A 23,934-nucleotide genomic window follows, 5' to 3' on the forward strand; every position below is an offset into this window, starting at 1 on the left:
GACGACGGATGACGAAGGTTCAACCCGACTGGCTCGCGCTCGCGACGCGTTTCGCGCAACTGCCCGACGCGCAGCGCGCGGTCTTCATCGACAAGCTCGGCGCGGCCGGCATCGACTTCCGCGTGCTGCCGATCCCGCCGCGCACGCCGCGCAGCGACCGCGTGCCGGCGTCGTTCGCGCAGACGCGTTTGTGGCTGCACGCGCGGCTGATCGATGCGCCGGACGCGTACCACATCACCGAGCGCCTGGCGCTCACGGGCCCGCTCGACGGGCATGCGCTGCGTCTCGCGTGCGATGCGCTGATCGCGCGCCATGAGGCGCTGCGCACGACTTTCGACGAAGCGCAGGACGGCGTCGCGCAAACGATCCACGCGCCGCTGCGCTGCCCGTGGCGCGAAACCGATCTCGAAGCGCTGCCGGACGCGCAGCGCGTGCCGCGCGCCGAAGCCGTCGCGGCGGCCGACGAAGCCGAACCGTTCGACCTCGGTACCGCGCCGCTCGTGCGTGCGCACCTGGTGCGCTTCGACGCGACGCATCACTGGCTCGCGGTCACCGTGCATCACATCGTGTCGGACGGCTGGTCGTCGGGCGTGATGCTGGAAGAGCTCGCGGCGTTCTATCGCGCGTATGCGTCGGGCGAGCCGGTGCCGCTCGCGCCGCTGCCGATCCAGTACGCCGACTACGCGTTGTGGCAGCGCCGCTGGCTCGATGCCGGCGAGCGCGACCGCCAGCTCGCGTTCTGGCGCGAGCGGCTCGATCCGCAGCGCGGCGTGCTGACGCTGCCGGGCGCGGCCGCACGGCCGGCCCGCCGCAGTGCGCGCGGCGCGCGTCACGTGTTTTCGCTCGACGCGCGCATCGGTGCGCAGTTGCGCGCGTTCGCGGCCGCGTCGGGCGCGACGCCGTTCGCGGTGCTGCTCGCCGCGCTCGACGCGCTGCTGGCGCGTGCGACCGGCGACGCGCGGATCTGCGTCGGCGTGCCGGCCGCGAACCGCGAGCGCGCGGAAGTCGCCGGCCTGATCGGCTTCTTCGTCAATACGCTGGCAATCGACGTCGACGTGCCCGCGCACGGCGATTTCTCGTCGCTGGTCGCGCGTACGCAGCGCGCGCTCGTCGACGCGCAGATGCACCAGGACGTCCCGTTCGAGCAGGTGATCGACGCGCTTGGCGTGCCGCGCAGCGCGAGCCACCATCCGCTGTTCCAGGTGATGGCCGCGTATGGCGAACGCCGCGCGCTGCCGCCGCTCGGCGCGGCGTCGGCCGCGTTGCTGCCGTCGGGCACGCCGTCCGCGAAATTCGACCTGACGCTATCCGTCGAAGCGACGCCGGACGGCACGTTCGACGCGGCCTTCATCTACGCGCTCGACCTGTTCGACGCGGACGCGATCGCACGGCTGGCCGCGCGCTTCGTCACGCTGCTGACCGACGCGCTCGCGCGTCCTGACACGCCGATCGGCGATCTCGACTGGCTGCCTGCCGACGAACGCGCGCAGCTCTTCGCGTGGAACGCGCCGGCCGGCGCGACCGATGCCGAGCCGTTCGTGCCGGTGCACGTGCGCATCGCCGCGCATGCGCACGCGCGGCCCGACGCACGCGGCGTCGCCGATATCGATCGCGCATTGACGCGCGGCGAAGTCGATGCGCGTGCGGCGCGCCTGGCGCGCCATCTGGTGGCGGCCGGCGTGCGGCCCGAGATGCGCGTGGGCGTCGCGCTGCAGCGCTCGGTCGATCTGCTCGTCGCGCTGATCGCGGTGCTGAAGTCCGGCGCCGCGTTCGTGCCGCTCGACCCGGCGCACCCGCGCGAGCGGCTCGCGCAGATCGTCGGCGATGCGAACATCGCGCACGTGCTGACCGACGCCGCGAGCGCCGCGTCGCTGCCCGAATTGCCGGAATTGCGCATCTGGCGTGCGGACGAAATCGACGCGCTCGACGAAGCCGCGCACGTCGCGCTGCCGGACGTGCTGCCCGGCCACGCGGCGTACGCGATCTACACGTCGGGCTCGACCGGCAAGCCGAAGGGCGTGATCGTCGACCACGCGTCGTTCGCGCTGCACTGCGCGGCGATCGCCGAACGCTACGGCGCAGGCGAGAACGACGTGTTCCTGCTGTTCCAGTCGGTCAATTTCGACGGCGCGCACGAAGGCTGGTTTTCGCAATACATGTCTGGCGCCGCCGTGTCGGTGACGGCCGACGTGCTGTGGCCGCCCGCGCAGACCTGCGCGATGATGATCCGCGACGGCGTGACGATGACCTACGTGCCGCCGGGCTGCGCCGCCCAGCTTGCCGAATGGGCGCTCGCGCACGGCGCGCCGCCGACGCTGCGCTCGCTGACCGTCGGCGGCGAGGCGACGTCGCGCGAGGCGTTCGCGATGCTGCGCCGCGCGCTGCCGAACGTGCGCGTGGTCAACGGCTACGGCCCGACCGAAACGGTCATCACGCCGACGCTGTGGATGTTCCGTCCCGGCGACGATCTCGCGAAGCTCGGCGACGCCGCGTATCTGCCGATCGGCACGCTGGTCGGCGCGCGCACCGCGCACGTGCTCGACGCGCGGCTGCATCCGCTGCCGGTCGGCGTGATCGGCGAACTGTATCTGGGCGGCGAGGGGATCGGCGTCGCACGCGGCTACCTCGACCGTCCGGCGCTGACGGCCGAGCGTTTCGTGCCCGATCCGTACGGCGCGCCGGGCGCGCGGCTGTACCGTACCGGCGACCTCGTGCGGCGCCGCGCGGACGGCGTGTTCGACTTCATCGGCCGCGTCGATCATCAGGTGAAGCTGCGCGGCCTGCGCATCGAACTCGGCGAAATAGAGGCGCAGCTCGCCGCGCACGACGCGGTGCGCGAAGCCTGTGCGGTCGTGCACGGGCAGGGCGCGCTCGCGCAGCTCGTCGCGTACGTCGAGCTGACCGCCGAGGCGCGGGCGGCCGCGCAGCCGGTCGAAGCCGCGGCGCTCGACGCGCATCTGCGCCGCACGCTGCCCGACTATATGGTGCCCGCGCAACTGATCGTGCTCGATGCGCTGCCGCGCAACGCGAACAGCAAGGTCGACCGTGCACGGCTGCCGGCGCCCGTGCGTGTCGAACGCGCGTACGAGGCGCCGCGCGACGGCGACGAAGCCGCGCTCGCGGCGATCTGGTGCGACGTGTTGAACCTGGAACGCGTCGGTCGCGGCGATCATTTCTTCGATCTCGGCGGCCATTCGCTCGCGGCCGTGCGCGTGGCGACGCGCGTGGCCGAACGGCTCGGCCGCGACGTGCCGGTGCGCGCGCTGTTCGAGGCGCCCGTGCTTGCCCAGTACGCGCTGCAGGTGGCCGACGCGCCGCGCGCCGCGCAGGCGGGCGCCGCGGCGCCGGGCATCGCCGTGGCCAAACCGGACGCGCACGGCGTGTGGCCGCTGTCGCCCGCGCAGCTCGGCCTGTGGTTCCTGTGGCGCGCGCAGCCGGACAGCGCCGCATACAACATTCCGGTCGCGCTGCGCGTGCGCGGCCCGCTCGACGTCGATACGCTGCGCGCGGCGTTCTCGGATGCGGCGGCCGTGCATCCGGCGCTGCGCGCGCGGCTCGTCGCCCGCGACGGCGCGCTGCCGGGTCAGCGGATCGACGCGGACGTGGCCGTCGCGCTGCCGGTGATCGACCTGTCGGCCCGAGCCGATGCGCTGGCCCGCGCGGCCGCGCTGACCGACGAGGATGCGCTCGCGCCGTTCGATCTCTTGGCCGACGCGCCGCTGTGGCGCGCTCGTGTGCTGCGGCTCGGTGCGAACGACCACGTGCTGTCGGTGACGATCCATCACATCGTGTCGGATGGCGAATCGATCGAGCTGTGGCTCGACGCGGTGCGCGCCCGCTATGTCGCCCGCGTGCAGCGCAGCGGCGCGCCGGCCGACGAAGCCGACCAAGCCGCCCAACCGGCCCTCCCGCTCGTGCTGCCCGCGCCGTGCCATCCGGCGCGCGTCGCGTACTGGCGCGACGCGCTCGCGGATCTGCCGTCGCGCGTGTTGCCGCAGCGCGCCGATGCGCCGGCCGTGCCGCAATGGCGCGCGGCCCGTATCGCGTTCGAATTCGACGCACAACTGATTCGCGCAGCGCGCGACGCCGCATCGGCCTCGCACGCGACGCTGCCGATGCTGCTGCACGCGGCGCTCAACACCGCGCTGTTCCACGCGACGGGCGCGGCCGACCAGCCGGTCGGCGTGCTCGCGTCGACGCGCGAGCTCACGGGCGACGCGGCCCGCGCCGCGCTCGGCCTGTTCATCAACTCGGTCGTCGTTCGTACGCGGATCGACCCGTCGGCGCGCCGCGCGGACGTGCTCGCGCAAGTGCGCGACACGGCGCTCGCCGCGTATGCGCATGCCGACGTGCCGTTCGCCGACGTCGTGGCCGCGCTGCGTGCGCCGCGCGCCGCGCAGGCCAATCCGCTGTTCCAGGTGATGTTCAACTATCTGCGCCCGACCGGCGCCGCCGCACGCGACTGGGCCGGCCTGTCGCTGGCCGGATTCAACGAGACGCGCCATCGCGTCGTGTTCACGCTGGAGCTGGACGTCGTCGAGCATCCGGACGGCCGCGTGAGCGCCGCGTTCTCATATGCGGACGAACTGCTCGCGCGCGATTTCGTCGACGCGCTCGTCGAGCTGTATCACGACGAGGTCGCGCGTTTCGCCGGTGCGTCGGAAGCGGCGCTCGGCGCACCCGATGCGCGCGCAGCCGTGCACGGTGCGTTCGGCACCCACGCTCACGCGGCAGCGCCGGTCGATGCAACGCCGTCGCATGCCGCCGCCGCGCTCGCCGCGCTGTGGTCCGACACGTTCGCGACGGCCGCGCCCGAGCCCGATGCCGACCTGTTCGAAGCCGGCGCGACGTCGTTCGACGTCGTGCGCTTCGTCGACGCGGCCGGCCGCGCCGGTCACGCGCTGACGGTCGCCGACGTGTTCGCGGCGCCGACGCTCGCGGCGCTCGCCGCGCGGCTCGACGCGCGAGCGGAAACGGGACAGGAGGCGCGCCATGCTGGCTGAAGTGCGTCCGGACGGATTCACGATGCTCGATACCTACCGGCTCGCGTTCGCGGACGGCCTGTTCGCCGTGCGCGACGGCGCGGAGATCCGTGTCGCGCACGGCGACGGCATCGGCGCGCAGTTGCTGCGCGCGCAGCTCGGTGACGACGGCGCGCTGCGCCTCGTCGCGTACAACCATCGCGCGGCGCCGGCCGACCAGCGGCGGGCGCTGCTGGCCGCCCTGGCCGCGGCGTTTTCGGACAGCGCGCGCCACGCGGCGGTCCGGCTCGACCCGGCTGCCTGGCCGGCCGTCGCGCTCGATGCGTTGCGCGCGAGCGGCGTCCTCGCCGACGGCGGCCGCTGCCTGCGCGACGGCTGGGCGCAACAGGCCGACCTGTGGCGCGTCGGCCCGGCTCTGCCGTGCGCGACGCTGCCGACGATCACCGACGGCCGGCGTCATCCGCGCCGGCCGCCCGCACCGCGCGGCGACGTCTATGCGCGCGACCTGCCGGCGCTCGGCGTGCGCTTCACGCTGCGCGGCTGGCAGCCGGCCGAGGACGCCGAACGGCTCGCGCGCTGGTTCGCGGAGCCGCGCGTGCGCGACGGCTGGCCGGGGGCCCAGCCTGACCAATGCGGTGCGCAAGGCCCGCAGGAAGCCGATCCGCACGTGACGCCGCTCGTCGGCTGTTTCGACGGCGAGCCGTTCGCGTATTTCGAGGCGTTCTGGCTGAAGGAGGACGCGCTCGCGCCGCACGTCGCGGCGCGCGACTACGACCGCGGGCTGCGGATGCTGGTCGGGGAGTCGCGCTGGCGCGGCGCGCACCGCGTGGCCGGCTGGCTGCCGTCCGTCGTGCATTACCTGTTTCTCGACGACCTGCGTACCGAAGCGGTCGGCTGTGCCGTTCCGGCCGGCCACACGCGGGTTGCCGACCATCTCGCGCGGCATGGCTTCGCGCGGCAGCGCCGTCTCGCGCTGGCCGACGCGCAGCCGCTGTGGATGCGCACGCTGCGCGAGACGTTCTTCTCCGGCCGTCACGTCTGACGGGCCGGATTCACCGACAAGGGAGCTGAGACATGCAGAGAGAAACCGTATTCGACCTGATCGGCGTCGGCTTCGGGCCGTCGAATCTGGCGCTGGCCGTGCGCCTCGCGGAGCGCGGCGGCGCGCACACGCTCGCCCATTGCTTCATCGAGCGCCAGCCGGAATTCGGCTGGCATCGCGGGATGCTGCTCGACGACTGCCGGATGCAGATTTCGTTTCTGAAGGATCTCGTGACGATGCGCGATCCGAAGAGCCGCTACACGTTCATCAACTATCTGTTCGAACGCGGCCGCCTGAACGAATTCATCAACCTGAAGAATTTCTACCCGACCCGCGTCGAATTCCACGATTACCTGAGCTGGGTCGCCGATGCGTTCGACGACCGCGTCCATTACAGCGAGACGGTGCTGGGGATCGAACCGGTGCGCGGCGACGGCGCGAAGATCGACGCGCTGCGCGTGCTGTCGCGCGACGCGGCCGGCCACGAGCGCCAGCGCGTCACGCGCGCGCTGTCAGTCGGCGTCGGCGGCACGCCGGCGATTCCGGATGCATTCGCCGCGCTCGGCCGCGACCGCGTGATCCACTCGTCGTCGTACCTGGCCGACATCGACCGGCTCGTCGCGTCGACCGACGGCGAACGCCGCCGCGTCGCGGTGATCGGCGCGGGGCAGAGCGCGGCCGAGGTGTTCATCGACCTCGCGCGCCGCTTCCCGCACGTCGACGCGAGTCTCGTGATGCGCGCCGGCGCGTTGAAGCCGGCCGACGACAGCCCGTTCGTCAACGAAATTTTCAGCCCCGAATTCACCGACGTCGTCTATGCGCAGCCGCACGACGCGCGTCGTGCGCTGCTCGAGCGCTATCGCGATACGAACTACGCGGTGGTCGACCGGCCGCTGATCGAGCAGATCTACGAAATGCTGTACCTGCAGCGCATCGACGGCACGCCGCGCCATGCGCTGCTCGCGAACAGCGCGATCGAGGCCGCGGTGCGCGCCGCCGACGGCCGCATCGAGCTGACGGTGCGCGACCGGATGAGCGGCGCCACGCGCGTCGAGCGTTTCGATGCGCTCGTGCTCGCGACCGGCTATCGCCGCGACACGCATTCGGCGCTGCTCGAAGGGCTCGCGCCGCATCTGGGCGATGCGCTCACGCGCGGCGACGTGACGCGCGACTACCTGCTCGCGACGCCCGAGCACTTCGCGCCGCGCATCTACCTGCAAGGCTGCTGCGAAGACAGCCACGGCCTGTCCGACACGCTGCTGTCGGTATTGGCGCGCCGCGCGGACGAAATCTGCGCGTCGCTCGAAGACGGGATCGCGTTCGCGCAGGACGACGGCGCGGCCCGGGCAACGCACGAAAAACGACCGAACAACGGGGTGAGCGCGGGCCGGATGGCTTTCGCTCTTTGACAAAGGCGCGGTCGGAGACCGCACGAAAAAGTGGAGCAGAAGAAGATGGAGTGGGCAACAGGCACGCGTTTGCGTGCGATCGCAGCCGCGGCAAGCGTGGCGTTCGGTACGGCGGCAGGGCACGCATACGCCCAGACGGCGCCGGCCGTGAACGCGGGCGCCGCGGCGTCGGCCAGCAGTGCGCAAAACGGCGCGACGGCGAATGCGTCGACCAGCGCGCAAAACGGCACGCTGCCGGCGATCACCGTCAACGCGGCCTCGGCAGGTGACGGCACGGTCGGGCTCGTCGCGAAGCGCAGCACGACCGGCACCAAGACCGACACGCCGCTCAACGAGATCCCGCAGACGATCAACGTCGTCACCGCGCAGCAGATCGAGATGACCGGCGCCACCGACGTGAACGCGGCGCTGCGCTACGTGCCGGGCTTCTCGTCGTACGGCTCGGACAACCGCTCCGACTGGTACGCGGCGCTGCGCGGCTTCACGCCGACCGCCTACGTGAACGGGCTGCAGGTGCCGAACACGATCAACCTCGCGAGCTGGCGCGTCGATCCGTACATGATCGACAGCATCAGCGTGCTGCGCGGGCCGACCTCGGTGCTGTACGGCGCGGGCGATCCGGGCGCGATCATCGACGTGCACACCAAGCTCGCCGACGGCGAGCGCGTGCGCGAAGCGGGCGTGCAGATCGGCAACTACGCGCGCAAGCAGTTCATGATCGACGTCGGCGACAAGCTCGATCCGGACGGCAAGTATGCGTACCGGTTCGTCGGCGTCGCGCGCGACGGCAACGCGCTGACGGGCCCGAACAACGACCAGCGCGTCGCGCTCGCGCCGTCGTTCCGCTGGCGCCCGGACGCGGATACGTCGCTGACGCTGTCCGCGACCTACCTGCAGGACTGGGGCGACATCTCGTCGAACTTCCTGCCCGCGCAGGGTACGGTGCTGCCGAATCCGAACGGGCAGCTCGACAAGGACGTCTACGGCGGCGACCCGAATTTCAACTACTACCGCAAGAAGCAGTGGTCGGTCGGCTACCAGTTCGAGCGCAACCTGACGCCGGCCTGGACGTTCCGCCAGAACACGCGGCTGATGCACCTGTCGCTCGACAACGGTTCGGTGTTCGGCAACGGCTTCGTCGACGGCAGCACGACCGACGTGTCGCGCTGGGCCGGCGTGTTCCAGATGAACTACAGCCGCTTCGACATCGACAACAACCTCGAGGGCCGCTTCGCCACGGGCCCGCTCCAGCACACGCTGCTGCTCGGCTTCCAGTACAACCGCCAGACCGCGACCGACAGCGAATGGCTGGCCGCCGCGCCGCCGCTGAACATCTACAACCCGGTGTACCAGCCGGTCACGACGGCGGTGTTCACGCCCGACGCGACGTTCCGCACCAACACGTACACGACGCTGAACACGTTCGGCCTGTACGCGCAGGATCAGATCAAGTGGAACCGCTGGACGCTGACGCTCGGCGGCCGCGAGGACTGGGTCAACCTGCGGCAGGACGACCGCGCGGCCGGCACGTCGACGAAGGCCGATGTGACGGCATTCACGGGCCGCGTCGGCCTCACGTACCAGGGCGATTACGGGCTGTCGCCGTACGTCAGCTACGCGACGTCGTTCAATCCGCTGATCGGCGTGAACCTGGTCGGCGGCGGGCTGCCGCAGCCGACGCGCGGCAAGCAGATCGAAGCTGGCCTGCGCTGGCAGCCGCCCGGCAAGAACCTGATGCTGAACGCGGCGATCTACCAGATCAACCAGACCAACGTGCTCACGTCGGCGCTGCCGAGCCAGGACCCGACCGGCACGAAGTCGGTGCAGACGGGCGAGGTGCGCTCGCGCGGGATCGAGCTGAGCGCGACCGGCAAGGTCACGCGCAACCTGTCGGTGATCGCGTCGTACGTCTATCAGGACGTGAAGAACGTGCAGGCCAACGACGTCTCGCTGAACAACTGGCCGGTCGATATCCCGCGGCCGCGCCAGATGGCGTCGCTGTGGACCGATTGGACGTGGCACACGGGGCCGCTCGCGGGCTTCGGCCTCGGCGGCGGCATTCGCTACCAGAGCGCGTCGGCCGGTGCGGCCGACAACTCGCTGACGGTATCGAGCGTCACGCTGTTCGACGCGGGCCTGCATTACGACATGCGTAACTGGCGCTTCGCCGTGAACGGGACGAACCTGTTCAACCGCCATTACATCAGCGGTTGCCAGTCGAACAACGTCTGCATTTTCGGGACCGACCGCACGGTTATCGCGACCGCGAAATACAACTGGTGACGTCGCGCGCCGCGGCTCGCCGGCCGGCCTTCGTGGCCGGCGCGGGCGGCCGCGGCGCCTTCGTCCGCTTTTCCACGACGCATCCATGCCGAAGAAAAATCTCGTCTACATCCAGTCGCTGCGCAACGGCGCGGCCGATCGTGCCGGCCAGCCGGTCGCTTATCGGGGCGGCACGCGCTACATGAAGGCGCCGCTCGAATTCCTCGTCGAGCGCCTGAACGATTCGCCGCTCGGCGAACGCTACACGCTCCAGGGCGTGATCGTCGACGACGACGAAGGCTCGCCCGCCGACCGCGCGAAAGTCGCCGACTACGGTTTCGCGCGCACCCCGGGCCGCCCGTGGATCCTGCCGGAAGGCCTGACGGTGCAGGGCAGGCCGGTCGACGAACTGTTCTGCACGATTGCGTCGACGTACCGGCGGCTGCCGCGCGACGCGCGCGAGCGCGTGGCCGGCAAACAGGCGTTCGAGCGCCGCCTGCTCGAACGCCTGCTCGAACTCGAAGCGGACATCGTCGTGCTCGACGGGCTGCTCGTGATCCTCGACGAACTCGTGCGGCCGGGCGCGCGCTTTCACCGGCGCATCGCGAACATCCACCCGGGCATCACGGCCGACGATTCGCCGTACCAGCGGCGCGGCGCATGGGCGACGCTCGACGCGCTGCACGGCGCGCGCGGCGAACGCGTCGACTGGGCCACGGGCGCCACGTCGGCGGTCGAACCCGTGACGATGACGGGTGCGTCGTTCCACTACGTCGACAACGGTATCGATTCCGGCGAGGTGATCTGCGACGTGCTCGACACGCCGATCGCGCCGGACGACACGATTCTCGAACTGCGCTGGAACAACTTCCAGCGCAGCCTGTTTCCGGCGCTCGAGCGCGGGCTGCACGTCCTCGCCGACCGCCACGACGCGGGAGCATTGTGATGCAAGACACGCTGACGAAACCGGCCGGCGCCGCCGACGCGGTCGAAGGTGAAGCGGCCGCCGCGCTCGACGGCGCCGCGCACGGGCAGGCGGGGGCCGTCGTCGAGCATGCGCTCGACGCATGGCGGCCCGACGACGCGCCCGACGCGCTGCTCGCGACGTTCGTCGCGCTGTTCAACACCGACACGCGGTACGACGCGGCGACGATCTCGGTGCCGCGCGGCGGCGCCGATGCGGCGGCCGTGGCGGCGTACGTCGCGCGTGCGGTGCGCGAGGGCGTGATCGACGGCGCGCAAGTCGCGGGCGACACGCTGCGGCTCACCGTGTCGCGCACGACGTTCTGGCAGAATCCGCGGCCGTGGCTGAAGGCGAGCGCGTCCGGCGGGATGCCGCTGCGCTACGCGATCACGAACGGCCATCGGCATCCGGTGCGGCCGCCGTCGCCGGCCGGCGAGATCTATGCGCGCCACATGCCGCAGGTCGGGATGACGTTCAGCCTGCGCACCGTCGACATCGATGCACACGCGGACCTGTTCAGCGGCTGGATGAACCTCGACCGTGTCGCGCACTTCTGGGACCAGCGCGGTACGCGCGACGAGCATGCGGCGTATCTCGCCGAACGGCTGGCCGACCCGCACATGCACCCGATGATCGGCTATTTCGACGACACGCCGTTCGGCTATTTCGAGTTCTACTGGGCGAAGGAGGACCGCCTCGCGCCGTTCTACGACGCGCACGACTACGATCGCGGGCTGCACCTGCTGATCGGCGATTCGCGTTTCCAGAGCGCGGGCAAGCTGCATGCGTGGTGGAGCGGGGTGCTGCACTACATGTTCGTCGACGAGCCGCGTACGCAGCGGCTCGTCGGCGAGCCGCGCGTGGATCACGTGCGGCATATCGCGTACATGCACCGGCTGGGGTTCTACACGCTGAAGGAATTCGATTTCCCGCACAAGCGCGCGGCGCTCACCGTGATCGAGCGCGATACGTTTTTTGACACTTTCCGGTTGCCTTGACGGGGCCGGGCACGCGGCGTCGCTGCGACGGTGCGCGCGGCCTTGCGATGCGCATGCATCGGCCGTCCGGTATATGGACCGCGCGGCCTGCGTCATGAAGAATGGGGCACTTCTCTCATCGACGACAGGCCGCCAGCATGAATCAGTCATCCTCGACAACGTGGGACGCAACCGCGAGTTCGCCACCCGCCAAATTGACATATGCCGACATATGTCTAAAATGGGCGCATCGTACTTCCACGGAGTGGCTCATGCGCACCGTTTCCATTTTCAAGAACGCCCGTAACCAGGCAATCCGCATCCCGAAGGACATGGAGTTCGAGGGTGTCACGGAACTCGAGATCCGCCGCGAGGGCGATACGCTGCTGTTGCGGCCGGTACGTCCCACGTGGCTGTCGTTCGCGAACGAACCGCTGGCCGATGTCGATTTCCTTGCCGAACGTCCGGCCGTCATCGAGTCCGGTCGCTTCGATCTGTCCGGCGACGCCGACGCCCCGACGGAGTCCAACCGGTGACCACGCTCTACATGCTCGATACGAACATCTGTTCGTTCATCATGCGCGAGCGGCCACCCGTCGTGCTGTCGCGGTTGCAGTCGTGCGTCAACGCGCAGCACCGGATCGTCGTGTCGGCCGTTACCTACGCCGAGATGCGCTTCGGCGCGGTTGGCAAACGAGCGTCCCCGAAGCATGCGGAACTCGTGACGGCCTTCGTTTCCCGGCTGGATGGCGTGCTGTCGTGGGATTCCGCGGCGGTGGACGCCACGGCCGCGATTCGCGCGGCGCTCGCCGTACGCGGCACGCCGATCGGCGCAAACGATGCGTCGATCGCCGGGCATGCGATCGCGGCCGGTGCAGTGCTCGTCACGCACAACGGCCGCGAATTCGGCCGTGTCGCGGGGTTGTCGCTGGAGGATTGGGCGGCATGAACACGTCGGGCTGAAAGTGCGATGCCGTCGCCGCTGCTTGGCGCATTATGCGTGCGGCGGGGGCGAATCGACGAGAAACGCGCGCCGGAACGCGTCGAGATACCGTTCGGCGTCGTCGCTGAATTCGCCTGGCAGTAGCGCGAACGCGCGAGCGAGCAGATCCTGGCGGAGTGCCGCATAGGTTGCTTCGTCGGACAGCAATGCGCGGATGGCGTCGCGCGTTTGCGGCAGGGCAATGCGTTTCGCATCCCGCGCGAGCAACCCGGCTGCGGCAAGACCGGGCTGGAACGCATGTGTCTCGAGCAGATCGGCCGCCGCATCCCAGATGCGCTCGCGATTCCCGGCGTCATGATAGTGGCGCAGCAGAAACAGCAGGTCGTACGCGTCGCTGTTCTGGCGCGCGCGCCGATCTTTCCACGCGAGCAGCTTGAGCAGCGCGAGGGCGGGCAAACGGGCGACCGGCACCACGGTCCGCGCGTCGATCGATACCGGCTGCGCCGTGTCGACCGCTTCCTGGAAGCCGAGCACGTTCAGGACGAATTCACCGGCCGGCGGCCACGCGATTTCGCCCGGCGGCGCTTCGAGCGGCCCGAACGGCACGAGATCGAGCTCGGTGCGAAAGCCCGGCATGCCGCTTTCGAACAGCAGTTTCTGCTGTTGTTTCGGTGCTCGCGTGAATCGCCCGGTCGCGACGAGCGTATCGACGAGCTGCGCGTGGAACGGCCAGCTCACCGCGCATACGGCAACGTCGACGTCCCGCGTCGCGCGCGCCGGCCGGATGCCGTGGACATGCCACATCAGAATGTCGCGCGCGGTTGCGCCGGCCACGACGAAGGCCGCGTCGAGTTGCGCGCAGGTCGTGCCGACCGCTCGCAGCAGCGCGACCGCCGCCGGTTCGAGCGGCCGGCTCGCCTCGACTTCAAGCGGGCGGGTGGGTGAGGTATCGGTCATGGATCCGTTCGGCGGCAGCAAGGTTGCGGCTGTCCCCGGACGAGACGAGATCCGCATAGATCAGGAGCGGCGGCACGAGCGGCACATCCTGCTCGCCCCAGTCGAGCGCCGGCGAGCGCGGCCAGAACGCTTCGAGCAGCTCGACGTCGCCGTGCTCGTCCGGGCGCAGGCGCGCCTGCAGCAGCAGGCGGTTCGGCACGGCGCCGTGCGTATAGACGGTGATCGCCGCCGGCTTCAGGTCGTGCGTCAGCAGATCCGCCGCCGCTTCGCCGCCGAGCCGCGCATCGAAGGCGGCGAAATCGAAGCCGCGCCACCAGTCGGGTGCGATCGCGGCAAACCGCCGGGCCGGCAGTTTCGCGCGCAGGCGGCTCGGGTACAGCGCGACCCATTCCTGCAGGAAGCGCGGCCAGTCCGGCATCAGCCTTTCGCCGTTGCGCCGCTGCGCGACGAGGCCGCGCGCGATCAAGTCGTCCATCGCGAGATTGACCGTGCCGAGCGCGACGCCCGACGCGGCGGCGATCGCCCGGTACGGCTGTGCGACGAGGCCCGGCTGCGTCGCGAGCGCGAACATCACGGCGAGCCCCTTCGGCGTGGTCGCGCGCGACGCCTGACGGCGCGGCGTACGCGGAGGTTTCGGTCGGCCGGCGATCATCAGGGTGACCTCCGGCTGGATCAGGCTCGCATTGCCGGCGGTATCGAGAAACGGGATGTCGTGCTCGGTCAGGCGGGCGGCCAGTTCGGCAGAAAAATAAGGTGCGACCAGCATCAGCGGCCGCTCGCCCGGCACCGGTGGGCCGCCGCGGCGACGCAGCGCCGCGAGCGCTGCTTGCAGCGATTCGACGCCGACGCTCACGGCTGCCGGCATCTCGAAGGTCTGCCCGGCGATGTCGAAGCGAATCATGGCGTCGGCGCGCGCCTGGTACGCCTGCGGCACGCGCACGGGCCGCGCGGCGAAGCGCCGGGTCGCGCGTCCGAACGCGGCACAAGCCTCGTCGAGCACGTGCTGTTCCGAGATGGGGAAGGGGACGTTCGCGGGCATCACGGAGAATCGCTTGTTCACTGTTTTGTCAGCGTACACAAAAAATGTACAACCGTCAAAAAATGAACAAATCATTTCAACCCGTTGATGTAAAGAGATTATTCCGGGATGTTGGGCGACTGCCAACGATAACCTCCGTGTGAAAATCGAGCCGGAACACCCCGTGTCGGGCATGCCTGTCGCTAGCGGCAGTCGTTCGTATGGGATAGCCCATACGGGCGGCCGCGCTTTGCCCCGCGTCCTGCGATCGACCGACAATCAACGGTTGCCACCGCGACGACTTTCTGTCTGTTCGGTTGCTGCTCAACGAACTATCCTTGCCTGCACGTTCCCCACTGGACAACAGGAGACGACACCGTGACGCACAGCGTGATCCCCGCAGGCCTTGCCGATGAAATGATCGAGATCCGGCATCGTATCCACGCCCACCCCGAACTCGGTTTCGAGGAATTCGCGACGAGCGATCTCGTCGCGGAGCAACTTCAATCATGGGGCTACACCGTGCATCGCGGGCTCGGCGGCACTGGCGTCGTCGCGCAGTTGAAAGTGGGCGACGGCCAGCAGCGCCTCGGGCTGCGCGCCGACATGGACGCGCTGCCGATCCACGAAACGACGGGCCTGCCGTACCAGAGCACGATCGCGGGCAAGATGCACGCGTGCGGCCACGACGGCCACACGGCGATGTTGCTCGCGGCCGCGAAGCACCTCGCGCGCGAACGCCGCTTCTCGGGCACGCTGAACCTGATTTTCCAGCCGGCCGAGGAAGGGCTCGGCGGCGCGAAGAAGATGCTCGACGACGGGCTGTTCGAGCAATTTCCCTGTGACGCGATCTTCGCGATGCACAACATGCCGGGCTTCCCGACCGGCACGTTCGGTTTCCTGCCGGGGCCGTTCATGGCGTCGTCGGATACGGTCGTCATCGACGTGCAGGGCCGTGGCGGACACGGCGCGGTGCCGCACCGGGCGATCGATCCCGTCGTCGTGTGCGCGCAGATCGTGCTGGCGCTGCAGACGATCGTGTCGCGCAACGTGTCGCCGCTCGACATGGCGATCGTCACGGTCGGCGCGATCCATGCGGGCGACGCGCCGAACGTGATTCCCGATCGCGCGCAGATGCGCCTGTCGGTGCGTGCGCTGAAGCCCGACGTGCGCGACCTGCTGGAGACGCGCATCAAGAAGGTCGTGCATGCGCAGGCAGCCGTGTTCGGCGCGACCGCGACGATCGACTACCAGCGCCGCTACCCCGTGCTCGTCAACGATATGGAGATGACGGCGTTCGCGCGCGGCGTCGCGCGTGAATGGGTCGGCGAAGCCAATCTGATCGACGGAATGGTGCCGCTCACTGGCAGCGAGGACTTCGCGTTCCTGCTCGAAAAGCGGCCGGGCTGCTACCTGATCATCGGCAACGGCGACGGGGAGGGCGGCTGCATGGTGCACAACCCCGGCTACGACTTCAACGACGCGGCGTTGCCGACCGGTGCGTCGTATTGGGTGAAGTTGGCCGAGGCGTTTCTGGTGTGACGGACGAGGCTAGACAGCGTGGGTCTCCTGAGCAGGCAGAGCACCATCACCGTGATCTGAGCGGCACCATCGAAGCGCTGCGCGCGGCAAAAAAACGGGGCGAACTTGCGTCGTTCGCGACGGGTATTTTCGCTACCCCGCTGGCTCTCACGTTGTGTTTTACCGTGAAACGGATGACGCGATCGATGTGATTCGGCTCCTGCATCAGCGAATGGACATCGAACGGCATCCGTAGCCGCGCACGTCGAATGCCGTAGTCGCTACAAAGCGACGCTCAAACCCGACAGGATGCCGCCTCGATGCAGGCTCGACATCGATCAGCCTAGAACGCTTCCCCGCTGAACAACGCAACGACCGCATCCGGATTCGACGGCCAGTACATGTGCATGTACGTCGCGACGATCGCGCCCGCGCGATAAACGGCTTCACCGCTGCCCGCCGCGCCATCGGGCCGCGCGGCGGTCACGACCGGCACCAGCGGCGTATCCAGCCGCGAATAATGAAACGTATGCCCGCGCATCGGCCCCGTGCGCGTATCGAGCTGCTGCATGCCGAGCGCCGCGAACCGGCGTTGCATCGTCGCCTGCCCCGGCAGCAGCCCGAGCATCGGCGTCGTCGACCCATCCACATCGGTCAGCGATTCGCACAGATACACCATCCCCCCACATTCCGCGACGATCGGCCGGCCGGCGGCCGCATGCGCGCGAATCGTCCGTGCGGTCGCGGCATTCCCGGCAAGCGTCGCCGCATGCAGTTCCGGATAGCCGCCCGGCAAAAACAGCGCGTCGCAATCGTCGGGCACGGGTTCGTCGGCGAGCGGCGAGAAGAATCGCAGCTCGGCACCGAGTGCGTCGAGCAACGCGAGATTCGCCGGATAGATGAACGAAAACGCCGCATCGCGCGCCACCGCGATCCGCTTGCCGGCCAGCGCACGCGGCAGCGGTGCGGCCACGTCCGGTTCCGCGAATGTGACGGCAGGCGGCAACTCGGCGAGCGCGGTTTGCGCGAGCACATCGGCCGCGCGGTCGAGCCGCGCATCGAGATCGTCGATATCGGCCGGCTGATGCAGGCCGAGATGCCGCTCCGGCAGCGCAATACCCGCATCGACCGGCACGTGCCCGAGCCAGCGCAGGTCGCCGGGCAACGCTTGTTGCAGCAACTCCGCATGCCGCGCCGAGCCGACGCGGTTGGCCAGCACGCCGTGAAACGGCAACCCCGGCCGGAACCGCGCGAGCCCGAAGGCGATCGCCGCGAACGTCTGCGCCATCGCCTTCGCCGAAATCACCGCGACGACCGGCACGCCGAACGCGGCCGCGAGATCGGCGCTGCTCGGCGTGCCGTCGAACAAGCCCATCACGCCTTCGATCAGGATCAGGTCCGCGTCGCGCGCGGCTTCGGCGAGCAGCGCGCGACAACCGGCCTCGCCGACCATCCCGAGATCGAGCGCATGCACGCTGGTGCCGTTCGCGCGTTCGAGCAGCATCGGATCGAGAAAATCGGGCCCGGTCTTGAACACGCGCACGCGGCGGCCGAGCCGGCGGTGCAGCCGCGCGAGGCCGGCCGTCACCGACGTCTTGCCCTGGCCCGACGCGGGCGCGCTGACGAACAGCGCGGGGCAGGCCGGCATGCTCAGAACTCCACGCCGCGCTGCGCCTTCACGCCTTGCTCCTTGTATGGATGCTTGACGAGTCGCATTTCGGTGACGAGATCGGCCGCATCGATCAGCGCATCGGGCGCGTGCCGCCCGGTGACGACGACGTGCACCGACTCCGGTCGAGCCGTGAGCGTCGCGAGCACTTCGTCGAGCGGCAGGTATTCGTACTTCAGCACGGTGTTCAGCTCGTCGAGGATCACCATCCGGTAGTCGCCGCTTTCGATCATCCGGCGCGCCTCGTCCCAGCCTTTGCGCGCGGTCGCGATGTCGGCGTCGCGGTTTTGCGTGTTCCACGTATAGCCGTCGCCCATCGTCACGAAATCGCATTGTGCGACCGCACCGAGGAAGTCGCGCTCGGACGTGTGCAGCGCCCCTTTGATGAACTGCACGACGCCGAGCCGCATGCCGTGGCCGAGCACGCGCACGGCCATCCCGAACGCGGCCGTGCTCTTGCCCTTGCCGTTGCCGGTGTGGACGATCAGCAGGCCTTTCTCCTGCGTGGCGGCGGCCTGCTTCTTCTCGTGGCCGGCGCGGCGGCGTTCGGCCATCCGCTGATGGGATTCGGAATCGGTCTTCATCGGGAATCGTCCTGTCGAAAGCGAAACAATGGGTTCAAAGCGGGCCGGCGAGCGCGACCGTCACGCCGTCCCGGATGGATTTGGGGCCGAGCAGCCGGCCATGCGGCGCCGCGAGCCGCGCGCACGGCTCAGCCACGCCCGCGACGCCGAAGCGGGCCAGCGCGGCGTCGGAAGGACCGCTCGCGGCCAGTTCCGGACGGCTCGCGAGTTGCGCAGCATCGAACGAGACGAGCGGCCAGCCACGGCGCGCGCACAGCGTGCGCAGCGCACGGGCGCGCGCCTTGTCGGCGAGCGTCGCGACGAGCGCCGGTTCGGCGCCCGGATGGCGCGCGAGCGCGGCGCGGATCGCGGCATCGAGTTGCACGGGCGTGACGCCCGCGCGGAAGCCGACGCCGAGCGCGACGCGCATCATGCGCGGCCGCCGAGCGCCGCACGCACCGCCGGATCGTCGGCGAGCGCGGCTACACGGCCGATCACGACGATCGCCGGCGAACCGATGCCGGTTTCGCCGACGCGCGCGACGAGCGTATCGAGCGTCGCGAGTACGTGGCGCTGTTCGGCGCGCGTGGCGTTCTCGATCGCCGCGCACGGCGTGTCGCCGGGCAGGCCGCCGTCGCGCAGCGCCGCGGCGATCGCGTCGAGCCGGCGGATGCCCATGTAGATCACGATCGTCATGCGGGTGGCCGCGAGCGCGCGCCAGTCGGGCTCGTCGGCGCCCGCGCCGTGGCCGGTGACGAAGATCACGCCTTGCGCGTCGCCGCGGTGCGTGACCGGGATGCCGAGCGCGGCCGGTGCGGCGATGCCGGCCGTGATGCCGTTGACGACTTCCACCGGAAAACCCGCCGCGCCGAGCGCGATCAGTTCCTCGCCGCCGCGGCCGAACACGAACGGATCGCCGCCCTTGAGCCGTGCGACGCTGCGGCCCGCGCGCAGGTGCGCGAGCATCGCGGCGACGATCGTCTCCTGCGGCGTCGACGCATGGCCGCCACGCTTGCCGACGTGCTCGATCGACGCATCGGCGCGCGCATGGCGCAACACGTCGGGGTTCACGAGATCGTCGACGAGCAGCACGTCGGCCGCGCCGATCGCGCGTACGGCCTTGAGCGTGAGCAGGTCGGCGTCACCGGGGCCGGCGCCGACGAGCCAGGCGCGGCTCATCGCGCGCGGCACGGCGCGCACCGTGTCGAAACAGTGGAACAGGGCAGGCGGGCGGCGCATCGGCGGCCGGCGGGCAGGCAGTGCATGGCGGATCGGGCGAAACCCGCGCGAACGCGGGTGGAATGCGCACCCCATCCGTCCCCCGCGGATCGGGCGTTCGGCGAGCAGTGCGCTCGCCCCTTGCGTCGGCCGGTATCCGGGCTGGCCGCTTGCCAGGCCGCAGCCTTCCCGCCCGGCAGAAGGGCAGTGGCATCGCGGGCGGCCTGGGCGCACGCGCGGCAGAGCGCGTTGCGCGGGCGGCGTACCGTTGCGGGGACAGCACAGGCCGGGCAGATCTCCGCCTCCTGTTTCCCGTTTAACTGCATGCACGAATGCGCATGCGAGCACCGAACGCGGCGCATACGATAGCACACGCGTGCGCCGCGCGAGCGGCCCCGGCGCGCCCGCTGCGCGGGGCGGCGGCACCATGCACGCGGTCAGAACTTGTACGTCGCCGTCAGCGTGAACGTGCGTGGCGTGCCGGGCATGATCTGCGCGACGCTCGTCGCATTCGCGTAGTAGTCGCGATCGGTCAGGTTGACGGCCGCCAGCGTCACCTCCAGGTCGCGCGTGCGATATCCGGCCTTGCCGTCCCAGCGCACGTAGGCGGGCAGTTCGAGCAGGTTGTCGCGATCGGCGTAGCGCGCACCTTCGTACACGAGCCCGAGTTCGGCGAAAAACCCGCGCAGCGGCGCATGGCCGACGAACAGGCTGCCGTTCGACGCCGACACGCCCGCCGACCGCTTGCCCGCGTACTTCGGTTCGGCGTCGACCACCCGCGCGTGTTGCCAGCCGATGCCGCCGCGGACGAACCAGTCGCCCGTGAGCCGGCCGGCGACGCCCAGTTCCATACCGCGATTGCGCTCGAGGCCGGTGAGATCGAAGAATCCCGGCCGAACCGGGTCGGCGACGCGGCGGTTGTACAGATCGAGCTGAAACAGCGCGAGCGTCGTGCTCAGCGCGCCGTCGCGCCAGTCGCTTTTCACGCCGATCTCGTATTGACGCGTGTATTGCGGGCCGAGATCGTTGGCGTTGCCGCGCGCGCCGGGCGTGATGCCGATCAGGTCGCCGCCAACCGGCGCGAAGTTCTTGCTGTACGACGCATACAGGCTGTGCGCGCTCACCGGCGACCACACGACGCCGAGCCGCGGGCTCCACGCCGTCGTCGTGCGCCGTGCATGCAGATCGTTCAGCGCGTTGGTCGAATCGACGTCGAAGCGTTCTCCCCGCACGCCACCGAGGAGCTTCCACGCTCGCCCGAAGTCGATGCGATCCTGCGCGAAGATCGCGTAATCGCTGACACGGTGGCGATTCATCGCATACGGACGCGGCGTCGAGCCGGCCAGGGCGAGACGATCCGGTCCGGTGATCGGGACCGGCGCCGCGTCGGCCTGCCAGAGCGTCGGGGCGCGTTTCTGCCAGCCGTATTCGATGCCGAACAGCAGGTGATGCACGCCCGGGCCGGTCGCGACCTTGCCGCCCAGTTCGACGCCGGTCTGCACGTTCAGATGCGTCATGTCCTGAAGGTAGCGCGCCCGTTGCACGCGCCGGTAGTCGCGCGGCTTCGTGACGTAGCTTTGCGTGACGTAGGTGTTGTCGAAAGTGCTGCGCAAATCCAGCACGCCGAGCGTATGGCGCAGTTCCCAGCCGCCATCGAACGCGTGCGTGAAGACCGAGCGCCAGTTCATGTTTTCGTCGCGGATCGTGTCGCGGCCCGCCGCGCCGAAGAAGGTCGCGCGCGGCGCGGACGGCAGCGCGTACGCGAGCGGCTTGCCGGCTGCATCGACCGCGGCGACCGACGCCGGCATGCCGCGATCGGGCACGCGCCGGTACGTGTCGTATTCGAACTGCAGCAGCCAGCTTCGCCGCGCGTCCTGCCATTTGATCGACGGCGCGATGTACTGGCGCGTGCCGTCGACGTGGTCGCGGAAGCTGCCCGCGTGTTCGCGTCCGGCATTGAGCCGCACGCTCCATGCGCCCGACAGCATCCGGTTGAGATCGACCGACGCGCCGAGTCGTCCATAACTGCCGGTCGCCGCCGACACATGTCCGAAGTTTTCCGGCAGCGGCTGCTTGGTGATCCGGTTGATGACGCCGCCGCCGCTGCCGCGCCCGTACAGCGCCGCCGCCGGCCCCTTCAGCACTTCGACGCGCTCGATGTTGCCAAGACTGCGCACGTATTGCGCGTCGTCGCGCATGCCGTCGAGCAGCAGGTCGCCCGCGGCGGAAAAGCCGCGAATGCGGAACGAATCGAAGCGCGTGTCCGACGTATTCGACACACCCGGCACGCCGGCCAGCGCGTCGGCCAGCGTGCGGCCGCCATAGGACAGCGTTTCCTCGACCGGCACGCTGTCGATCGTTTGCGGGACGTCGCGCGGATCGGTCGCGGTGCGCGTCGCCGTACTCACGCTTTCGGCGCGCGGATCGTTCGGATGACGGCGGCTGCGCACCTCGAGCGCGGGCAGTTCGTCGTCGAACTCGGCCGCCGGGGCAGGAAAGGAGGCAACGCCGGCGATCGAGCACAGCGACAGGGCGAGCACAGGAAAGCGCCGCCCGGATATCTGTCGTTTCGACATGAAAATTTAAGGATAACTGAGTGATTGCCTCACATTGCCGTTGCGCGGTGGTTGCGTTGTTATCGGGTGAAGTTTATCTCGCCCAGTTGAAAACGACAATCATTCGCGTTCGCTGCGCACCGCTCGCCTTGACGCTCCCGGCCCCGCCGCCTACACTCGCACGCGTTTTGGTGCTCGCGCGCGCCGCTCCGGCGCACGCAGTTAAACGGGAAACAGGGAGCCTGCCTGCGCCGCAGTCGAGCCAACCTGTGCTGCCCCCGCAACGGTAAGCGAACGCGTCGCGCGCAAGCGCCACGCAGCGCCGCTTCGCCGCATGCCATGCGCATGCGGACGACCGCCACTGGATGCCGCGCATCCGGGAAGGCGAAGCGGCGTGTTCGTCAGCCCGGATACCGGCCTAAACGTTGGGGTTCAGCGCCGCGGGGAGGCGGCGCATCGTCCACGGCCGCGGCAGGCCCGACGCCCGGTGTTTCCCGCTGTCTCCTCCGATCCGCCGGCGCACGAACGCGCCCGGCCGGCACGGCGAACGGCGCGACGCGGGCGGGGCAGGCAGCAGCCGTGTTGGCATTCACGATGTCGACCGTTCGCAAGGAAGCACCATGCCCGATTCGTTGTTCCGCCCGTCCCGCGGCTGTCCGGCTGGATTGCGCGGCGACCTTCCCGCGTACCGTCCCGTGAATGGCCGTGCCGCCACCGACGCGACGATCCCGTCCTGATTCCTTCTTCGACACCGGACCTACCATGACCCTACGCAAGCTGCCCGTCACGATCGTCACGGGCTTTCTCGGCAGCGGCAAGACGACGCTGATGCGCCACATCCTGCAGCACGCCGAAGGCCGCCGCATCGCGGTGATCGTCAACGAATTCGGCGAACTCGGCATCGACGGCGAAATCCTCAAGGGCTGCGGCATCGGCTGCGACGAGGCAGACGGCGCGCAGGGCGAAGCGTCGGGCCAACTGTACGAACTCGCGAACGGCTGCCTGTGCTGCACCGTGCAGGAAGAGTTCTATCCGGTGATGGAAGCGCTCGTCGAGCGCCGCGCGGACATCGATCACGTGCTGATCGAGACGTCGGGCCTCGCGCTGCCGAAGCCGCTCGTGCAGGCGTTCAACTGGCCGACGATCCGCAACAGCTTCACGGTCGACGCGGTCGTGACCGTCGTCGACGGGCCGGCCGCCGCGAGCGGCCAGTTCGCGGAAAACCCGCAGGCCGTCGACGCGCAGCGCCGCGCCGATCCGAACCTCGACCACGAATCGCTGCTGCACGAACTCTTTGCCGATCAACTGTCGTCCGCCGATCTCGTGATCGTGAACAAGGCCGACCTCGTCGACGACGCCGAATTCGCGCGGATCGAAACCGCGATCCGCGAAGAAATTCCGCCGCAGGTGAAGATCGTTCGCGCGACGCGCGGCGAGCTCGACCTCGCGATGCTGCTCGGCCTCGAATCGGCGTCGGAGGAAACGATCCACCTGCGTCACGACCATCACGGCTCGGCAGACGACGGCGATCACGATCATCATCACGACGATTTCGATTCGGTCGTGGTGTCGGGCGACGCCGGCACGCGCGAAGCGACGATCGCCGCGCTGCAGCGTGTGGTCGAAGCGCACACGATCTATCGCGCGAAAGGCTTCGCCGCGCTGCCGGGCGCGCCGATGCGGCTCGTGATCCAGGGCGTCGGGCGCCGTTTCGACAGCTATTTCGACCGCCGCTGGCAGGACGGCGAAACGCGCGCGAGCCGCTTCGTGCTGATCGGCGAGGATCTCGACGCGGCCGCGCTGCAACGCGCGTTCGACGCCGCGTGCGCGGCCGAGCCGCAACAGGCGTAACGC

At 69.7% G+C, this 23,934-nt stretch carries 17 protein-coding genes, 1 pseudogene and 2 riboswitches; of the genes and pseudogenes, 11 read left to right on the forward strand and 7 right to left on the reverse strand.

The window, feature by feature from the left end; genetic code table 11:
• Positions 1-8: 8 nt before the first annotated feature.
• The 8 genes from CFB35_RS08125 (at position 9) to CFB35_RS08160 (ending at position 12,585) form a co-directional block, all read left to right on the forward strand.
• Entirely contained in the window at positions 9-5,003 is a 4,995-nt protein-coding gene (locus CFB35_RS08125) for a non-ribosomal peptide synthetase (protein ID WP_059584101.1), read from the forward strand.
• Positions 4,993-6,024 (forward strand): GNAT family N-acetyltransferase, encoded by a 1,032-nt coding sequence (locus tag CFB35_RS08130; RefSeq protein WP_059584100.1) that lies wholly within the window; start codon positions 4,993-4,995, stop codon positions 6,022-6,024. Before CFB35_RS08125 ends, CFB35_RS08130 begins: the two co-directional genes overlap by 11 nt.
• A gap of 32 nt (positions 6,025-6,056) precedes the next feature.
• Positions 6,057-7,433: a lysine N(6)-hydroxylase/L-ornithine N(5)-oxygenase family protein gene (locus tag CFB35_RS08135; protein ID WP_089464740.1), complete on the forward strand. Its 1,377-nt coding sequence runs from the start codon at positions 6,057-6,059 to the stop codon at positions 7,431-7,433.
• Between the two features lie 45 nt (positions 7,434-7,478).
• Positions 7,479-9,716, forward strand: coding sequence for a TonB-dependent siderophore receptor (locus CFB35_RS08140; RefSeq protein ID WP_089464980.1), 2,238 nt, complete (start codon positions 7,479-7,481; stop codon positions 9,714-9,716).
• 85 nt (positions 9,717-9,801) lie between these two features.
• Positions 9,802-10,641, forward strand: a complete 840-nt coding sequence (locus CFB35_RS08145) for a formyltransferase family protein (protein ID WP_089464741.1) — start codon at positions 9,802-9,804, stop codon at positions 10,639-10,641.
• Positions 10,641-11,657, forward strand: coding sequence for a GNAT family N-acetyltransferase (locus CFB35_RS08150; protein ID WP_059584095.1), 1,017 nt, complete (start codon positions 10,641-10,643; stop codon positions 11,655-11,657). Before CFB35_RS08145 ends, CFB35_RS08150 begins: the two co-directional genes overlap by 1 nt.
• A 251-nt stretch (positions 11,658-11,908) precedes the next feature.
• The gene (vapB, locus tag CFB35_RS08155; protein ID WP_089464742.1) at positions 11,909-12,172 is read left to right on the forward strand and encodes a type II toxin-antitoxin system VapB family antitoxin; all 264 of its coding nucleotides are present in this window, start codon (positions 11,909-11,911) and stop codon (positions 12,170-12,172) included.
• Positions 12,169-12,585 carry a type II toxin-antitoxin system VapC family toxin gene (locus CFB35_RS08160; protein ID WP_081066539.1) on the forward strand — a complete coding sequence of 139 codons (417 nt, stop codon included), beginning with the start codon at positions 12,169-12,171 and terminating at the stop codon, positions 12,583-12,585. Before vapB ends, CFB35_RS08160 begins: the two co-directional genes overlap by 4 nt.
• Positions 12,586-12,630: 45 nt before the next feature.
• Here the strand turns inward: CFB35_RS08160 and CFB35_RS08165 are convergent, their stop codons facing one another.
• Both CFB35_RS08165 and CFB35_RS08170 read right to left on the reverse strand, forming a co-directional pair.
• On the reverse strand, positions 12,631-13,536 hold the full coding sequence (locus CFB35_RS08165; RefSeq protein WP_059643318.1) for a nucleotidyl transferase AbiEii/AbiGii toxin family protein: 906 nt from the start codon (positions 13,534-13,536) through the stop codon (positions 12,631-12,633).
• Positions 13,505-14,575: a type IV toxin-antitoxin system AbiEi family antitoxin gene (locus tag CFB35_RS08170; protein WP_089464981.1), complete on the reverse strand. Its 1,071-nt coding sequence runs from the start codon at positions 14,573-14,575 to the stop codon at positions 13,505-13,507. The genes CFB35_RS08165 and CFB35_RS08170 overlap by 32 nt, the downstream gene beginning before the upstream one ends.
• Before the next feature lie 357 nt (positions 14,576-14,932).
• On the opposite strand from CFB35_RS08170, the gene CFB35_RS08175 reads away from it, so the two are divergent.
• A complete protein-coding gene (locus CFB35_RS08175; protein WP_089464743.1) occupies positions 14,933-16,096 on the forward strand; it encodes a M20 aminoacylase family protein in 1,164 nt (387 codons plus the stop codon).
• A 142-nt stretch (positions 16,097-16,238) separates the two neighbouring features.
• Positions 16,239-16,331: pseudogene (locus CFB35_RS35285) on the forward strand (type II toxin-antitoxin system RelE/ParE family toxin); the annotation flags it as partial.
• Between the two features lie 87 nt (positions 16,332-16,418).
• Here the strand turns inward: CFB35_RS35285 and CFB35_RS08185 are convergent.
• From CFB35_RS08185 to CFB35_RS08205, 5 genes are all read right to left on the reverse strand, one after another.
• Entirely contained in the window at positions 16,419-17,723 is a 1,305-nt protein-coding gene (locus CFB35_RS08185; RefSeq protein ID WP_089464744.1) for a cobyrinate a,c-diamide synthase, read from the reverse strand.
• Between the two features lie 2 nt (positions 17,724-17,725).
• Entirely contained in the window at positions 17,726-18,328 is a 603-nt protein-coding gene (cobO, locus tag CFB35_RS08190) for a cob(I)yrinic acid a,c-diamide adenosyltransferase (protein WP_059584089.1), read from the reverse strand.
• Positions 18,329-18,362: 34 nt separating this feature from the next.
• Positions 18,363-18,740: a cobalamin biosynthesis protein gene (locus CFB35_RS08195; protein WP_089464745.1), complete on the reverse strand. Its 378-nt coding sequence runs from the start codon at positions 18,738-18,740 to the stop codon at positions 18,363-18,365.
• On the reverse strand, positions 18,737-19,486 hold the full coding sequence (gene cobA / locus CFB35_RS08200; RefSeq protein ID WP_059584328.1) for a uroporphyrinogen-III C-methyltransferase: 750 nt from the start codon (positions 19,484-19,486) through the stop codon (positions 18,737-18,739). Before cobA ends, CFB35_RS08195 begins: the two co-directional genes overlap by 4 nt.
• 169 nt (positions 19,487-19,655) lie before the next feature.
• A riboswitch (cobalamin riboswitch) is annotated at positions 19,656-19,892 on the reverse strand.
• A 70-nt stretch (positions 19,893-19,962) separates the two neighbouring features.
• Entirely contained in the window at positions 19,963-22,101 is a 2,139-nt protein-coding gene (locus CFB35_RS08205) for a TonB-dependent siderophore receptor (protein WP_089464746.1), read from the reverse strand.
• 151 nt (positions 22,102-22,252) lie between these two features.
• A riboswitch (cobalamin riboswitch) is annotated at positions 22,253-22,517 on the forward strand.
• A 325-nt stretch (positions 22,518-22,842) separates the two neighbouring features.
• Between CFB35_RS08205 and cobW the strand changes: the two genes are divergently transcribed.
• On the forward strand, positions 22,843-23,931 hold the full coding sequence (gene cobW, locus CFB35_RS08210) for a cobalamin biosynthesis protein CobW (RefSeq protein WP_089464747.1): 1,089 nt from the start codon (positions 22,843-22,845) through the stop codon (positions 23,929-23,931).
• Positions 23,932-23,934 lie beyond the last annotated feature (3 nt).

The organism is Burkholderia sp. AU16482 (assembly GCF_002223285.1).
GTDB classification, from domain to species: Bacteria; Pseudomonadota; Gammaproteobacteria; order Burkholderiales; family Burkholderiaceae; genus Burkholderia; species Burkholderia semiarida.

Bases quoted from the DNA above. Each gene is read 5' to 3' on its own strand.
- CFB35_RS08195 (WP_089464745.1), bottom strand. From the start codon at position 18,740: ATGATGCGCGTCGCGCTCGGCGTCGGCTTCCGCGCGGGCGTCACGCCC.
- cobO (WP_059584089.1), bottom strand. From the start codon at position 18,328: ATGAAGACCGATTCCGAATCCCATCAGCGGATGGCCGAACGCCGCCGC.
- CFB35_RS08140 (WP_089464980.1), top strand. From the start codon at position 7,479: ATGGAGTGGGCAACAGGCACGCGTTTGCGTGCGATCGCAGCCGCGGCA.
- CFB35_RS08150 (WP_059584095.1), top strand. From the start codon at position 10,641: ATGCAAGACACGCTGACGAAACCGGCCGGCGCCGCCGACGCGGTCGAA.
- cobA (WP_059584328.1), bottom strand. From the start codon at position 19,486: ATGAGCCGCGCCTGGCTCGTCGGCGCCGGCCCCGGTGACGCCGACCTG.
- CFB35_RS08185 (WP_089464744.1), bottom strand. From the start codon at position 17,723: ATGCCGGCCTGCCCCGCGCTGTTCGTCAGCGCGCCCGCGTCGGGCCAG.
- CFB35_RS08125 (WP_059584101.1), top strand. From the start codon at position 9: ATGACGAAGGTTCAACCCGACTGGCTCGCGCTCGCGACGCGTTTCGCG.
- vapB (WP_089464742.1), top strand. From the start codon at position 11,909: ATGCGCACCGTTTCCATTTTCAAGAACGCCCGTAACCAGGCAATCCGC.
- CFB35_RS08130 (WP_059584100.1), top strand. From the start codon at position 4,993: ATGCTGGCTGAAGTGCGTCCGGACGGATTCACGATGCTCGATACCTAC.
- CFB35_RS08145 (WP_089464741.1), top strand. From the start codon at position 9,802: ATGCCGAAGAAAAATCTCGTCTACATCCAGTCGCTGCGCAACGGCGCG.
- CFB35_RS08165 (WP_059643318.1), bottom strand. From the start codon at position 13,536: ATGACCGATACCTCACCCACCCGCCCGCTTGAAGTCGAGGCGAGCCGG.
- cobW (WP_089464747.1), top strand. From the start codon at position 22,843: ATGACCCTACGCAAGCTGCCCGTCACGATCGTCACGGGCTTTCTCGGC.
- CFB35_RS08135 (WP_089464740.1), top strand. From the start codon at position 6,057: ATGCAGAGAGAAACCGTATTCGACCTGATCGGCGTCGGCTTCGGGCCG.
- CFB35_RS08205 (WP_089464746.1), bottom strand. From the start codon at position 22,101: ATGTCGAAACGACAGATATCCGGGCGGCGCTTTCCTGTGCTCGCCCTG.
- CFB35_RS08170 (WP_089464981.1), bottom strand. From the start codon at position 14,575: ATGCCCGCGAACGTCCCCTTCCCCATCTCGGAACAGCACGTGCTCGAC.